Annotated in this window: 16 protein-coding genes and 1 riboswitch; of the genes, 15 read left to right on the plus strand and 1 reads right to left on the minus strand. The window is 54.9% G+C overall.

What is annotated here, in order from left to right; genetic code table 11:
- The first annotated feature begins 28 nt into the window (after positions 1-28).
- From rsgA to JJU47_RS10800, 4 genes are all read left to right on the plus strand, one after another.
- Entirely contained in the window at positions 29-913 is an 885-nt protein-coding gene (gene rsgA, locus JJU47_RS10785; protein ID WP_228619218.1) for a ribosome small subunit-dependent GTPase A, read from the plus strand.
- A gap of 4 nt (positions 914-917) precedes the next feature.
- Positions 918-1,574 carry a ribulose-phosphate 3-epimerase gene (rpe, locus tag JJU47_RS10790; RefSeq protein WP_228619221.1) on the plus strand — a complete coding sequence of 219 codons (657 nt, stop codon included), beginning with the start codon at positions 918-920 and terminating at the stop codon, positions 1,572-1,574.
- A 19-nt stretch (positions 1,575-1,593) separates the two neighbouring features.
- Positions 1,594-1,694, plus strand: a riboswitch (TPP riboswitch).
- A 74-nt stretch (positions 1,695-1,768) separates the two neighbouring features.
- A complete protein-coding gene (gene thiT / locus JJU47_RS10795) occupies positions 1,769-2,341 on the plus strand; it encodes an energy-coupled thiamine transporter ThiT (RefSeq protein ID WP_228619223.1) in 573 nt (190 codons plus the stop codon).
- Positions 2,341-2,928 carry a thiamine diphosphokinase gene (locus tag JJU47_RS10800; protein WP_228619227.1) on the plus strand — a complete coding sequence of 196 codons (588 nt, stop codon included), beginning with the start codon at positions 2,341-2,343 and terminating at the stop codon, positions 2,926-2,928. Before thiT ends, JJU47_RS10800 begins: the two co-directional genes overlap by 1 nt.
- A 56-nt stretch (positions 2,929-2,984) precedes the next feature.
- On the opposite strand, the gene rpmB is transcribed toward JJU47_RS10800, so the two are convergent.
- Positions 2,985-3,173 (minus strand): 50S ribosomal protein L28, encoded by a 189-nt coding sequence (rpmB, locus tag JJU47_RS10805; protein WP_015881349.1) that lies wholly within the window; start codon positions 3,171-3,173, stop codon positions 2,985-2,987.
- A gap of 251 nt (positions 3,174-3,424) precedes the next feature.
- Here rpmB and JJU47_RS10810 point away from each other — a divergent pair, with 251 nt between their 5' ends.
- The 11 genes from JJU47_RS10810 (at position 3,425) to rnc (ending at position 13,600) form a co-directional block, all read left to right on the plus strand.
- On the plus strand, positions 3,425-3,787 hold the full coding sequence (locus tag JJU47_RS10810; protein ID WP_024370065.1) for an Asp23/Gls24 family envelope stress response protein: 363 nt from the start codon (positions 3,425-3,427) through the stop codon (positions 3,785-3,787).
- 22 nt (positions 3,788-3,809) lie between these two features.
- Positions 3,810-5,507: a DAK2 domain-containing protein gene (locus JJU47_RS10815; protein ID WP_228619231.1), complete on the plus strand. Its 1,698-nt coding sequence runs from the start codon at positions 3,810-3,812 to the stop codon at positions 5,505-5,507.
- A gap of 63 nt (positions 5,508-5,570) precedes the next feature.
- Positions 5,571-6,233, plus strand: a complete 663-nt coding sequence (gene sdaAB / locus JJU47_RS10820) for an L-serine ammonia-lyase, iron-sulfur-dependent subunit beta (RefSeq protein ID WP_228619235.1) — start codon at positions 5,571-5,573, stop codon at positions 6,231-6,233.
- A gap of 12 nt (positions 6,234-6,245) precedes the next feature.
- Positions 6,246-7,133 carry an L-serine ammonia-lyase, iron-sulfur-dependent, subunit alpha gene (gene sdaAA / locus JJU47_RS10825; protein WP_228619238.1) on the plus strand — a complete coding sequence of 296 codons (888 nt, stop codon included), beginning with the start codon at positions 6,246-6,248 and terminating at the stop codon, positions 7,131-7,133.
- Positions 7,120-9,150 carry an ATP-dependent DNA helicase RecG gene (gene recG, locus JJU47_RS10830; protein ID WP_300997862.1) on the plus strand — a complete coding sequence of 677 codons (2,031 nt, stop codon included), beginning with the start codon at positions 7,120-7,122 and terminating at the stop codon, positions 9,148-9,150. The genes sdaAA and recG overlap by 14 nt, the downstream gene beginning before the upstream one ends.
- 85 nt (positions 9,151-9,235) lie before the next feature.
- Entirely contained in the window at positions 9,236-9,805 is a 570-nt protein-coding gene (gene fapR / locus JJU47_RS10835; RefSeq protein ID WP_228619244.1) for a transcription factor FapR, read from the plus strand.
- The gene (gene plsX / locus JJU47_RS10840; protein WP_228619247.1) at positions 9,802-10,794 is read left to right on the plus strand and encodes a phosphate acyltransferase PlsX; all 993 of its coding nucleotides are present in this window, start codon (positions 9,802-9,804) and stop codon (positions 10,792-10,794) included. The genes fapR and plsX overlap by 4 nt, the downstream gene beginning before the upstream one ends.
- A gap of 18 nt (positions 10,795-10,812) precedes the next feature.
- Positions 10,813-11,733: an ACP S-malonyltransferase gene (gene fabD / locus JJU47_RS10845; RefSeq protein WP_228619254.1), complete on the plus strand. Its 921-nt coding sequence runs from the start codon at positions 10,813-10,815 to the stop codon at positions 11,731-11,733.
- Complete coding sequence (gene fabG, locus JJU47_RS10850; RefSeq protein ID WP_228619258.1) at positions 11,726-12,466, plus strand: 3-oxoacyl-[acyl-carrier-protein] reductase; 741 nt, start codon at positions 11,726-11,728, stop codon at positions 12,464-12,466. Before fabD ends, fabG begins: the two co-directional genes overlap by 8 nt.
- Before the next feature lie 58 nt (positions 12,467-12,524).
- Complete coding sequence (gene acpP, locus JJU47_RS10855; protein ID WP_024370074.1) at positions 12,525-12,764, plus strand: acyl carrier protein; 240 nt, start codon at positions 12,525-12,527, stop codon at positions 12,762-12,764.
- A 56-nt stretch (positions 12,765-12,820) separates the two neighbouring features.
- Positions 12,821-13,600: a ribonuclease III gene (rnc, locus tag JJU47_RS10860; protein ID WP_228619260.1), complete on the plus strand. Its 780-nt coding sequence runs from the start codon at positions 12,821-12,823 to the stop codon at positions 13,598-13,600.
- The last annotated feature ends 12 nt before the right edge of the window (positions 13,601-13,612 follow it).

Genomic DNA, 13,612 nt, shown 5'->3' on the forward strand with positions numbered 1-13,612 from the left:
TCGCCTCTTTTTCTAAGGAGGAAACAGGATGAAAGGAACAATCATTCGCCTGCAGGGCGGGTTTTACGATGTCATGACCGAGATGAAACAAGAGATTCGTTGTCGTGCCCGCGGAAACTTTCGAAATCGTAACATCTCGCCTGTCGTCGGGGACGACGTCGACATACAAGATCAAGGGGACGGCACCGGTTATATATTGGCTGTCGACGAACGGTCGAACCACCTCGTCCGTCCGCCGATCGCGAATATCGATCAAGCGTTTCTGTTGTTCTCGGTGAAGGAACCTGCGTTCTCGTTCCATTTGCTCGACCGGTTCCTCGTCTTGATCGAATCCAAGCAAGTCCATCCGATCATCGTTTTGACGAAGATGGATTTGTTACAACAACACGAGCTAGAAAAAATTAGAGACGCGGCGGCGTTGTACCGTTCGATCGGCTATGAAGTGATTGAGACGTCGACCGAGACTGGGGCTGGGATCGAACTGATTCGGGGCTCGTTCAAAGATAAGACGAGTGTCTTCGCCGGACAGACGGGAGTCGGCAAAAGTTCATTGCTCAACGCCGTGGCGCCAGAGCTTGAACTCGCGACCGGTAAAATTTCTAAATCACTCGGACGAGGTAAACATACGACGCGTCACGTCACGCTCATCACGCTTGCGGGCGGTCTCGTCGCGGATACGCCGGGATTCTCGAGCCTCGAGTTCCCGCAAGAGCTCGAGACAGAAGAACTGCGTTGGTGTTTCCCGGAGTTCGTCGAGCGGCATGATGACTGTAAATTCCGGGGGTGCGCCCACGTGAACGAGCCGGGCTGTGCCGTCAAGTCGGCGGTCGAAGAAGGAGAAATCGCTTCCACTCGCTACGAAAATTATGTTACGTTTATGGAAGAGTTAAACGATAGACAACGGAGGTATTGAACTGATGATTAAAATCGCACCATCGATTTTGGCAGCGGACTTTGCAAACTTGGAGGCGGAAGTGAAAGCTGTTCAGGAGGCGGGCGCCGACTACATCCATTTTGACGTGATGGACGGTCAATTCGTCCCGAACATCTCGATCGGTCTCCCGGTGCTTTCAAGCTTACGGAAGAAATCGGATATGGTTTTAGACGTCCATTTGATGATCGATCAGCCGGAACGGTTCGTTGAAGACTTCATCAAGGCAGGTGCGGACATCGTCACCGTCCACGTCGAAGCGACGAATCACCTGCATCGTGTGCTGCAACAAATCAAGGCGGCCGGAGCGAAGTGCGGCGTCGTCTTGAATCCGCACACGCCGCTCGCGTCGATCGAGCACGTGTTGCAAGACGTCGACATGGTGCTCCTCATGACGGTGAACCCAGGCTTTGGGGGCCAAGCGTTCATCGAATCAGTCGTGCCGAAGATCGCCGCCTTAAGCGACATGCGTGCTGCCCGCGGTCTCGATTTTGAAATTGAGATCGATGGCGGAGTGAACGCGGTGACGGCGAAACTGTGCATCGACGCCGGAGCCGACGTCCTCGTCGCCGGTTCGGCGATTTACAACGAGCCGAGCTATAAAGACGCGATCGATAGCATTCGCAACGCATCTCGTGTATAATCGTCTGTAGAACAACAAATATTGTCGCAAGGGGTGTCACATTCTGTGGCTGAGAGGCATACGCTAACCCTTTGAACCTGTTCCGTTCACACGGACGTAGGGATGTGGCGAAAATGCACGTTGCGAATCCAAGCAGCATGGCGTTTACGTCATGCTGCTTTTTGTCGTTCTCAATTAAAAAGGGGGAATTGGAAATGAAACAAAAATTGAAGTTGCAAGCGTTGATCGAGATCTCGCTCTTTTCGGCGCTCGCGTTGATCTTTGACTTGCTCATGCCGTACCGGATGCCGCAAGGAGGCTCGATCACGCTCGTCATGTTACCGATCTTTGTGATGGCGTATCGGCACGGATTGAAAGGCGGTCTTGCGACCGGTGCGCTCGTCGGAACGCTCCAACTGCTGTTTGGCGCCTACATCTTCACGCCCGTTCAGTTCTTGGTCGACTACACGTTCGCTTACGGGCTCGTCGGTATGGCCGGCGTATTCGCCGGGCAAGTGAAACGAGCCGCCCATGACGGCGCTAAAAAGACGCTCGTCGTGTACTTGATTCTTGGTGCTTTGCTCGGATCGCTGCTTCGTTACGCCGCGCACGTCCTCTCAGGGATCGTCTTCTTCGCCCAATACGCGGAAGGACCGGTCGTTGCCTACTCGCTCGGCTATAACATGACGTACATGCTCCCGTCGTTCTTGATCGCGACGATCGTGCTCGTCCTTTTGTTCACGACGGCACCGCGGTTCGCGACGCTCGCGACACGGGACGTGCGCTAATGCGTGTCTTGATCGTGGCGGCCAGTCCGGAAGCGGTTCCGCCCCTGCCGAACGACATCGATTATGTCATCGGTGTCGACGGCGGCTATCAGACGCTGCTCGATCACGGGATCACGCCAAACCTCGTCGTCGGCGATTTCGATTCGTTCGAAGGGACCGTCCCGGATGAGGCGGTCCGTTATCCGTCCGAGAAAGATGTGACCGACCTCGAGATCGCCCTCGAGGCGGCACGGGGCCATGGGGCCACGGAAATGCTCGTCTACGGGGCCCTCGGCGGTCGTCTCGATATGACGCTCGGCAATATCGGGTTGCTTGAGGCATACCCGGAGATGCGCCTATATGCTGACGGGCAAGTGGTACATCTCGCACGAACGGGCCGGCACACGCTCGCGCGGCGTGACGACCATTATTTGTCGCTCATCCCATGGAAGCAGGCGAACGTGTCGATTCGGGGCGTCCGTTATCCGCTCGAGCGTCACGACGTCGTCAGTCACGAGGCGTTGACGATCTCGAACGAATGGGACGCGGAAACGGCGGAGTTGATCGTCCATGACGGGACGGTCTTGGTCATGTATGTAAAAAAATAAGCAAAAAAAATCCCATCGGCGCATGCCGCTGGGATTTGTTTCGTTCGTGTATAAGATTATACGCGTTCAACGAGACCAGATTTAAGAGCGCGAGCTGAAACCCAAACGCGTTTCGGTTTACCGTCAACGAGAATACGAACTTTTTGTACGTTTACACCCCAAGTACGTTTTGTCTTGTTGAGTGCGTGCGAACGGTTGTTACCTGACTTAGGTGATTTACCTGTTACGTAGCATTTACGTGCCATGCGTTTCCCCTCCTTTTTTATGTGGGTTCGTCCTAATAGACACTCGTTTATATTAGCACGGGTTTTTTCCCGATGCAACTAGAAAATAATAGTATGACAAGAAAAAAACTTGACATTACTGGTAAGGATTTTAATAATGAATGAGGGTTACAGCACAATTGACCGAGTTTAGGAGCAGGTCCTTTAAATAACTAGGTGGATATTGTAGAATGTAGTGAAGGAATCATTCCGAATAAAGGAGGCTACTCCATATGGCAATTGATATGAAGACAACATATGGCAATATTGACATTACGAACGACGTCGTGGCAACACTAGCAGGCGGTGCGGCGATGGAATGTTTCGGCGTCGTCGGCATGGCGTCACAAGCTCAATTGAAAGATGGGATTGCAGAACTTTTGAAGCGCGAGAACTATGCGCGCGGCGTCGTCGTACGTCAAGATGGTGAAGACGTACATATCGACATGCACATTATCGTAAGTTACGGGACAAAAGTGTCAGAAGTCGCCTACAACGTGCAAAGTCGTGTGAAGTACACGCTCGGTGAAACGTTAGGATTAAACGTTTCGTCAGTGAACATATTCGTCCAAGGCGTTCGGCTGACGAATGACTGACGAGAACGGAGGAGGATTTGGTGTGGGTTTACAACGTTTAGATGGATTGGTGCTCGCGAATATGATCGCGAACGGAGCAGCCAACTTAAGTCAAAATGCGGATTACGTTGATTCGCTCAACGTGTTTCCGGTCCCGGATGGGGATACAGGAACGAACATGAACTTGACGATGACGTCAGGGGCAAAAGAAGTCGCTGCGCTCGACACGGCGAACGTCGCTGACATTTCGGCGAAATTCGCCCGCGGTTTGTTAATGGGAGCCCGCGGGAACTCTGGCGTCATTTTGAGCCAGTTGTTCCGCGGCTTCGGCAAGGCGATCGAAGGAAAGGCAGAACTCTCGACAGTCGATTTCGCCGAAGCGCTCAAGCGCGGCGTCGATACGGCTTACAAAGCGGTCATGAAGCCGGTTGAAGGGACGATTTTAACGGTCGCCCGTGAAGCGGCGGATGAGGCGCTCGTCGCGTCTGAATCGACAAGTGATTTCAACGAGTTCATGGAGCGGATCGTCGCTGAGGCAAAAGCGTCGCTCGACCGGACGCCAGACTTGTTGCCGGTTTTAAAAGAAGTCGGCGTCGTCGACTCTGGCGGACAAGGGCTTCTCGTGATCTATGAAGGGTTCCTCGAGACACTTGAAGGGAAAGAACTTGAAAAACCGCACGCCCCGGTCATGGACGCGCTCATCGAAGCTGAGCATCACGCGCATTCTGCTCAAGGATTCATGTCGACAGAAGACATCGAATTCGGGTACTGTACGGAAATCATGGTCCGGTTCCAAGACGAGAAGTTGAAAGACACTCCGTTTGATGAAGACGTGTTCCGCAACGAACTGTCTGAACTCGGGGACTCACTTCTCGTTGTAGCGGATGAAGAATTGCTCAAAGTCCACGTGCACGTGGAGACACCGGGCGATGTCATCACGAAAGGACAGCGTTTCGGAGAACTCGTCGCGGTCAAAATTGAGAACATGCGTCAACAGCACTCGACGATTCTCGAAGAAGAGCACGGCGCGAATCAACATGGCGTTCAAGCAACTGCCCCGACGGCGACTGCTCCGAAGCCAAAAGCACCATATGCGATCGTGACGGTCGCGATGGGTGAAGGTGTCAGCGAATTGTTCCGTTCACTCGGAGCGGCGCACGTCATCGAAGGTGGCCAGACGATGAACCCGTCGACGGAAGATATCGTGAAGGCGGTCGAAGCGGCCAACGCCGATCATGTCTTCATCTTCCCGAACAACTCGAACATCATCATGGCAGCTGAACAAGCGGCGTCAGTGGCGCCATGCGGCGTATCGGTCATCCCGACGAAGACGGTACCGCAAGGTCTCGCGGCAGCGATCGCCTTCAATCCGGAAGCAGACGTCGACACGAACGAGTCGGTCATGAAAACAGCCGCGGCTTCGGTCAAGTCTGGACAAGTGACGTATGCCGTCCGCGATACGAGCATCGACGGCATCGAGATTCGAAAAGACGACCATATGGCCATCGCCGAGAAGAAAATTGTCGCCTCGTCGGCTTCAAGCCTTGAAGCGGCGAAGAAACTCGTCGATGCGCTCATCGATGCGGATGATGAGATCGTCACGATTTTGACAGGTGAAGGTTCATCAGCGGAAGACGTCGAAGCGCTCTCGGCTTACATCGAGTCGAAGAACGATGAGATTGAAATCGAAGTCCATGACGGGAAACAACCGCTCTACTCCTATATTTTTAGTGTGGAATAAGCTGTATCTCGGCCCTACCTTCTGTATAATGAAGGTAGGGTTTTTTTGAAAGGGGGAAATGCGATGAAATATCGCAGTGTGTTTGATATTATCGGTCCGGTCATGGTCGGGCCGTCGAGCTCGCATACGGCCGGTGCGGCCCGCATCGGTCTCATGGCCGGCAAACTGTTCGGACGTCAGCCGCGTCTCGCACGCATCACGTTTTACGGCAGTTTCGCGGACACGTACCGCGGCCACGGCACCGATGTCGCCATCGTCGGCGGGATCATGGGGTTCGACACGTTCGACCTGCGCATCCCGCAGGCGCTCGACATCGCGAAAGAACGTGGCATCGACATCGTCTTCGAGACGAGCGATGCGCTCACGGACCATCCGAACACGGCACGGGTCCATTTAGAAGATGCGGATGGGACGTTTGAAATCGTTGGAATTTCCATCGGCGGCGGGACGATTGAAATTACCGAGTTGAACGGGTTCCCGCTCAAATTGTCTGGCGGCGGGCCGGCACTTGTCGTCTTGCATCACGATCGCTTCGGGGCAATCGCGGCCGTGACGGGCATTCTCGCCAAATATGAGTTGAACATCGGCCATATGGAAGTGAGCCGCCACGAGAAAGGCAAGCAGGCGCTCATGGCGATCGAGATTGATGAACATTTATCAAAAGACGTGTTAGCGGAGATTGAACGGTTGCCTCAAATCGAACGGGTAGCCATCTTTGGGGAATAAGGAGAATCGACTATGTTTAAATCAGTAGAAGAGTTGGTCCGGTCGGCGACAGAACGAGGCGTCCCGATTTCAGAAATTATGATTGAGCAAGAAGTGCACGTCAGACGCTCGACGCGTGAAGACGTGTTCGGGATGATGGAGCGGAACTTAGAAGTGATGGAAGAAGCCGTCGAACGGGCGCTGCAAGGCGTGACGTCCGTGACAGGGCTCACCGGCAATGACGCGGTGCTCATGCAGGACTATGTCCGTTCCGGTAAATCGCTCGCGGGCGATTTGATTTTGGATGCGGTCGCGAAAGCGATCGGCACGAACGAAGTGAACGCGGCGATGGGCCGGATTTGTGCGACCCCGACGGCGGGGAGCGCCGGTGTCGTACCAGGGACGCTCTTCGCGGTGAAAGACCGTCTCGAGATGGACCGTGAGGCGATGGTCCGTTACTTGTTCACGTCGGGTGCGTTCGGGTTCGTCGTGGCGAACAACGCCTCGATCTCGGGTGCTGCCGGCGGCTGTCAAGCTGAAGTCGGGTCAGCGACCGGGATGGCAGCAGCGGCCATCGTCGAAGCGGCCGGCGGGACACCGGAACAGTCGGCGACCGCTTTCGCCATCGCCTTGAAAAATATGCTCGGGCTCGTCTGTGACCCGGTAGCGGGACTCGTGGAAGTGCCTTGTGTGAAACGAAACGCCATGGGTGGCGCCAACGCGATCGTCGCGGCCGATATGGCGCTCGCCGGCATCACGTCGCGTATTCCTTGCGATGAGGTCATCTCGGCGATGCATGAAATCGGCCAGATGATGCCGACGGCGCTCAAAGAGACGGCGCGTGGGGGGCTCGCCAACACGCCGACGGCACGCCGTCTCGAGAAAAACATTTTCGGAGCGAAAGAAAATGTCGAGAAGTGAGTCGCTGACGACGCTTAAAGGAGTCGGGCCGGAGATGGCCAAAAAATTAGAGACGATGGGTCTCGAACGAATCGAGGACGTGCTAGAGCACGTCCCGTTTCGTTATGAGAATTATAATAGCGGTACGGTGACGACGGCCGTCCATGGGGATCTCGTCAAATGGAGCGGGACCGTCCAAGCCGAGCCGCTCGTCCGCTATTACAGTAAAGGAAAAAATCGCCTACAATTTCGGCTGTTGCTCGAAGAGCGCTACGTCGTCCACGTGACGATGTTTAATCGGGCTTTTTATAAAGACAAGCTCACGCTCGGGTCGACCGTGACGGTCAAAGGCAAATGGGATATGAACCGGATGACGATCAGCGCGACCGATCTCGAGTTCGGAGAGTTGTCGGACGGATTGCAGCCGATCTATTCATTGCGATCCGGTCTGACCCAGAAAAACTTTAGCCGCATCGTCAAGCTCGCGTTCGAACAGACGCCGACGTTCGACAATCGGTTACCGGAATCGATTCGTGAACGTTACCGGTTGCAAGACCGAGCGTCGATGCTTCGAGGGATGCATTTCCCGGAATCGGTCGATGCGTATAAGCAAGCCCGGCGCAGCTACGTGTATGAGGAGTGTCTCTTATATCAATTGAAGCTGCAGGCGTTTCGTAAAATGGAGCGCTCGGGGAAAGGACGGGCACTCGTCCTCGACAAACAGCAACTGAACGAGTTCGTCAAACGGCTCGCTTTTCCGCTCACCGGGGCCCAAACGAGAGTGATCCGCGAGATTGTCGGCGACTTAGAGAAGCCCGAACGGATGAACCGATTGTTGCAAGGGGATGTCGGGAGCGGGAAGACCGTCGTTGCCGCGATCGCCTTGTATGCGACAGTACGGGCCGGTTACCAAGGAGCGCTCATGGTTCCGACGGAAATTTTGGCCGAGCAGCACGTCACTTCGCTCCAAGCGTTGTTCGAACCGTACGGCATTCGCGTCGCGTTGCTGACGAGCTCGGTGAAAGGGAAGACGCGAGACGGTCTCCTCGCCTCGATTAAAGCGGGGGACATCGACATCGTCGTCGGGACACACGCCTTGATACAAGGTCCGGTTGAATTTTCAAGCCTGCACTTGGCCATCACCGATGAACAGCACCGGTTCGGAGTCGAACAACGGAAAATGCTTCGTGACAAGGCCGACCTCGCTGACGTCCTTTATATGACGGCGACACCGATCCCCCGTACGCTCGCCATTAGCGCGTTCGGGGAGATGGACGTGTCGACGATCGATGAGATGCCGGCCGGACGCAAGCCGATCGAGACGCATTGGGCGAAGCCCGACCAAATCGACCGTGTCCACGCGATGGTCGAACGCGAACTCGCGCTCGGTCGCCAAGCCTACGTCATCGCGCCCCTCATCGAAGAGTCAGATACGCTCGAGGTGGAAAATGCGACCGCTTTGTATGAACTATTAAAACAACGTTTCCAACAGTATGCGGTCGGTCTCATGCACGGGAAGCTGTCGAGCATCGAAAAAGACGAGGTCATGAAGTCGTTCTCTGTGAACGAGCTGCAAATCCTTGTCTCGACGACGGTCGTCGAGGTCGGGGTGAACGTGCCGAACGCCTCGCTCATCATCATCCACGACGCGGAGCGGTTCGGGCTCGCCCAGTTGCATCAGTTGAGAGGGCGGGTCGGACGTGGCGCGCATCAGTCTTATTGCCTGCTAGTCGGTGACCCGAAGTCGGACGTCGGGAAGTTGCGTTTGAAGACGATGACGGAGACGAACGACGGCTTTGTCTTGGCCGAGAAAGACCTTGAGCTCCGCGGGGCCGGTGATTTCTTCGGCACGGCCCAAAGCGGGTTGCCGAGTTTCCGTGTCGCCGACCCGGTGCTCGATTTAAAAGTGATGGAAGTGGCGATGCAAGATGCCGTCCGTTTGCTCGGCAGTGAGACGTTTTGGCAAGACGCGGCATACCGGCCGCTTCGGCACTATTTGAAACGGCTCGACTTGCTTGTCGGGGAAAGGTTAGAATAACGGTTGAAAATAAAATCTAAAGAATATATACTACTATTAGTACCAGGTATTAAGTTCTTTAGCATAGAGTTTAGGAGGGAACTGAATGCGGGTACCTAAGAAAGAGCGGCAACGTTTGCTGCAAGAAACGATTGAACAAAACCCGTTCATTAAAGACGATGAGCTGTCCAAACAGTTTGCCGTCAGCATTCAAACGATTCGACTCGATCGGATGGAGCTTAAAATTCCAGAGGTGAGAGAACGAATCAAGCATGTTGCTTCAGAACACCTCGATGAAGTGAAGTCGCTCGCAATGAGCGAGGTCATCGGTGATATGATTGACTTGAAACTCGACGAATCGGCCATTTCGGTTCTCGACATGGAGAGAGAACACGTCTTTAGCCGCAACGAAATCGCCCGGGGGCACGTCTTGTTCGCCCAGGCCAACTCGTTAGCGGTGGCGCTCATCAATGATGAATTGGCGTTGACCACTAAAGCGGACATCCGCTTCAGTCGCCAAGTCCATCTCGGTGAGCGAGTCGTTGCCAAGGCTCGTGTGATCAAACTGCGTCGGGACGGACGGACAGACGTCACAGTTGATAGTTATGTCGGCGATGAGTGTGTCTTTAGCGGAGACTTTACGATCTATCGTCGCGGTGAGGAGGAACAAGCATGAAGTTAGCAATCGATGCAATGGGTGGGGATCACGCCCCAAAAGCGATCGTGGAAGGTGTCAAGCAATTCGCGGACCGCTTCCCGAACGAACAGATGGAACTATTTTTAGTCGGGGACGCGGTGAAGCTAGCCTCTTACGGGCTGACCGATCCACGGATCACAATCGTCCCAGCGAGTGAGATCATCACCGGGGAAGACGAGCCGGTCCGGGCGGTACGCCGTAAAAAGGACAGCTCCCTCGTCGTGGCAGCACAGCTCGTCAAAGACGGGAAAGCTGACGCACTCGTGTCGGCCGGGAACACCGGGGCGCTCATGGCGGTCTCGTTGTTCGTCATCGGTCGAATTCCTGGAATCGAGCGGCCGGCACTTTCGCCAACGTTCCCTACATATACGGGTAGCGGTGTCGTCGTCTTAGACGTCGGGGCGAATCCTGACGCGAAGGCTGAGCATTTGGTCGACTATGCGATCATGGGCTCACTCTATGCAGAGCATGTGCGCGGCGTCAAACGACCGCGTGTCGCGCTTCTCAACATCGGGACCGAGGCAGGGAAAGGAAATGCGCTCACTAAAGAAGCGTTCCCCCTCCTTGAACAAGCACCGGTCCACTTCGTCGGAAACGTCGAGGCCCGTGAGGCGATGTCGGGAGACGTCGATGTCATCGTGACCGAAGGGTTCGCCGGTAACATCTTGTTGAAAGGGGTCGAGGGCTCATCCTCGATGCTCATGAAAATGTTGAAAGAACAGTTCACGAGCGATCTTGTCTCGAAGCTTGCCGCTCTCGTCTTAAAGCCGAAGTTGCAGAAGTTAAAACAAACATTAGATTATCGGGAACAAGGCGGGGCCGGCCTTTTCGGTATTAACGCCCCCGTCATTAAAGCCCACGGGTCAAGTGACGCCCTCGCCATCATGAGCGCGCTCAAACAAGCGAAGATCATGGTCGAGCATGACGTCGTCACGAAGATCAAGCAAGCGAAAGAAACGACAGACTAACGTAAAGAAGGTGAGTACATGGGGAAGACAGCATGGGTATTTCCAGGACAAGGGTCACAAGCCGTCGGCATGGGCCAAACGTTCTTAGACAATCCTGAAACGCTACAGACAATCGGTCGTCGCCTCGGGTTCGATTTACTCGACGTGATGGCGGCCGGGTCGAAAGAAGACCTGCAACAGACAGAAGTGGCGCAACCTGCCATCGTGGCGCATGCGGCGTCGCTCGCTCTCGCTTACGGTGAGACAGGCGCGACACCGGACGTCGTCATCGGGCATAGTGTCGGGGAGTATGCGGCGCTCGTCATCGCGGGCGTCATCGACCTCGAAGAAGCGAGCGTGCTCGTCCGTGAGCGCGGCAAACTCATGTCAGAGGTGAAAGACGGAACGATGGCGGCCGTCATCGGGATGACCGATGTCGCCGAAGCGTTCCATGTGACGGAGAAAATCAGTGCTAGTGGTAACCTTGTACAAATCGCCAACTATAACTGTCCTGGCCAATTCGTCATCTCGGGACATGTCGACGCCATTAAACAGGCGGAGACGGAATTGAAACAAGCAGGCGCGAAACGAGTGTTACCGCTCGACGTGTCAGGTGCGTTCCATAGTTCGTACATGATGCCTGCGGCGACGCGGTTCAAAGACGTGCTCGCCTCGTCACCGTTCAAACCGGCGTCGGTCGGAATCATCTCGAACGTCGATGCCGACGTGCATACAGACCCGGACAAGCTGAAAGCGCTCCTCACCGAGCAGCTGTACGCGTCTGTCCGCTTCGAGGATTGCGTTCGCAAAGCGATCGACGCGGGTGTCGACACGTTCATCGAATTCGGTCCGGCTTCGCCGCTTTCAGGGCTGATCAAGCGGATCGATAAGAACGTGACGATCAAGCAAGCGACGACGTTAGAAGAAGTGGCATCGTTAGGAGGAGAAGTGCGTGCATGACCATGTAGCCATCGTGACTGGCGCGTCCCGCGGGATCGGGGCCGCCATCGCGAAGCGTTTAGGGGAAGACGGCTTTCGGGTCGTCGTCAATTACTCGGGTAGTGTAGAAAAAGCGAACGCGGTCGTCACCGCGATTGAAGAAGCAGGCGGAGAAGCCATCGCCGTCCAAGCCGACGTCTCGAACGCCGATGACGTGAAAACACTCGTCAAGACGGCGCTCGATGCGTTCGGTCGCATCGATTGCCTCGTGAACAACGCCGGCATCACACGTGACGGTTTGCTCATGCGGATGAAAGAGACCGATTTTGATGCCGTCTTGTCGACGAACTTGAAAGGCGCGTTCTTGACGTCGCAAGCCGTGACGCGACCGCTCCTCAAGTCGACGTCGGGGCGAATCATCAACATCGCCTCGGTCGTCGGGATCACGGGGAACGCCGGCCAAGCGAATTATGCGGCCGCGAAGGCAGGTCTCATCGGCTTGACGAAATCGGTGGCGCGCGAGCTCGCGAGCCGTCACGTCACGGTCAATGCGGTCTGTCCGGGGTTCATTCAGACCGATATGACCGATGCGCTCACAGAAGGTCAGCGGGAAGCGACGCTCGGTCAAATCCCGTTCAACCGTTTCGGGCAAGTCGAAGACGTGGCAAACCTCGTCTCGTTCCTTGCGTCCGATCAAGCCGCGTATGTCACCGGGCAGACGATCGCCGTCGACGGCGGCATGACGATGGCGTAAAACAGAACTTTACCAATCACAACACATTTTATATACTTTAATCTGGAGGGATTTAATCATGACAAAAGAACAAATCTTAGTAGACGTACAAGCAGCAGTGGCTGAAAAGCTCGGGAAAGACGTATCTGAAATCACAGCCGACAAATCATTCAAAGACGACCTCGGCGCTGACTCGCTCGAAGTGATGGAAATGGTCATGGACCTCGAAGACAAGTTCGACATCACGATCGAAGACGAAGATGCAGAGAAACTTGCGACAGTAGGCGACGTTGTCGCATACATCGAAACTAAATTGTAATCCAGCTTCCCACCGCTCGTTTTGAGCGGTGGGCATGCTTCTATTTGGAGGGAACTATGACAAAGGATAAACGACGGTTTGACCGTCAAGGGTCGGCGCAACGACGCCGACGAAACGAGTTGGAACGGGCCCGGATCATCGAGCAGTTCACGGGACTCGAACAACGGCTCGCGGTACAGTTTGCGAACAAAGAGCTGTTGATGCAGGCGTTCACGCATTCTTCTTACGTCAATGAACAACGCGGTCTGAAAAAAGACAACGAGCGGTTAGAGTTTCTAGGAGATGCGGTGCTCGAGTTGACAGTGTCTCGCTTCTTGTATGAGACGTATCCGGAGCGCTCCGAGGGGGAATTAACGAAGTTACGGGCGGCCATCGTTTGTGAGCCTTCGCTCGTGAACTTTGCAGAAGCTTACGCTTTCTCTGAGTTCATCTTGCTTGGAAAAGGAGAAGAGTTGACCGGGGGACGGAAGCGTCCGGCCTTGCTCGCCGATGTGTTTGAATCATACATCGGGGCGCTCTATCTCGACCAAGGGATCGAACCAGTCGAACAGTTCCTCGCCGAAGCGGTTTTTCCGAAAGTCTTGGCCGGTGTGTTTGAAGAGCAGACAGACTATAAGAGTCAGCTCCAAGAGAGCGTGCAACGGGAAGGGCTTGGCCCGGTGACGTACACGATCATCGAAGAGCGAGGCCCGGCTCATAGCCGGGAGTTCGTCGCCCATGCCCGCCTGTCGGACGATATCGTCGGAGAAGGGGTCGGGCGTTCGAAGAAAGAAGCCGAGCAAATCGCGGCAAAAGAGGCGTTGATTGAATTTAACCGCCGCTACGCCGATCTATAACGAAAAAAAGTG

It is taken from the genome of Exiguobacterium sp., from assembly GCF_020832205.1.
Lineage (GTDB): Bacteria > Bacillota > Bacilli > Exiguobacteriales > Exiguobacteriaceae > Exiguobacterium.

Excerpts from the sequence above, each read along its gene's own strand:
- rsgA (WP_228619218.1), top strand. The coding sequence starts at position 29 with ATGAAAGGAACAATCATTCGCCTGCAGGGCGGGTTTTACGATGTCATG.
- rpe (WP_228619221.1), top strand. The coding sequence starts at position 918 with ATGATTAAAATCGCACCATCGATTTTGGCAGCGGACTTTGCAAACTTG.
- thiT (WP_228619223.1), top strand. The coding sequence starts at position 1,769 with ATGAAACAAAAATTGAAGTTGCAAGCGTTGATCGAGATCTCGCTCTTT.
- JJU47_RS10800 (WP_228619227.1), top strand. The coding sequence starts at position 2,341 with ATGCGTGTCTTGATCGTGGCGGCCAGTCCGGAAGCGGTTCCGCCCCTG.
- rpmB (WP_015881349.1), bottom strand. The coding sequence starts at position 3,173 with ATGGCACGTAAATGCTACGTAACAGGTAAATCACCTAAGTCAGGTAAC.
- JJU47_RS10810 (WP_024370065.1), top strand. The coding sequence starts at position 3,425 with ATGGCAATTGATATGAAGACAACATATGGCAATATTGACATTACGAAC.
- sdaAB (WP_228619235.1), top strand. The coding sequence starts at position 5,571 with ATGAAATATCGCAGTGTGTTTGATATTATCGGTCCGGTCATGGTCGGG.
- sdaAA (WP_228619238.1), top strand. The coding sequence starts at position 6,246 with ATGTTTAAATCAGTAGAAGAGTTGGTCCGGTCGGCGACAGAACGAGGC.
- recG (WP_300997862.1), top strand. The coding sequence starts at position 7,120 with ATGTCGAGAAGTGAGTCGCTGACGACGCTTAAAGGAGTCGGGCCGGAG.
- fapR (WP_228619244.1), top strand. The coding sequence starts at position 9,236 with ATGCGGGTACCTAAGAAAGAGCGGCAACGTTTGCTGCAAGAAACGATT.
- plsX (WP_228619247.1), top strand. The coding sequence starts at position 9,802 with ATGAAGTTAGCAATCGATGCAATGGGTGGGGATCACGCCCCAAAAGCG.
- fabD (WP_228619254.1), top strand. The coding sequence starts at position 10,813 with ATGGGGAAGACAGCATGGGTATTTCCAGGACAAGGGTCACAAGCCGTC.
- acpP (WP_024370074.1), top strand. The coding sequence starts at position 12,525 with ATGACAAAAGAACAAATCTTAGTAGACGTACAAGCAGCAGTGGCTGAA.
- rnc (WP_228619260.1), top strand. The coding sequence starts at position 12,821 with ATGACAAAGGATAAACGACGGTTTGACCGTCAAGGGTCGGCGCAACGA.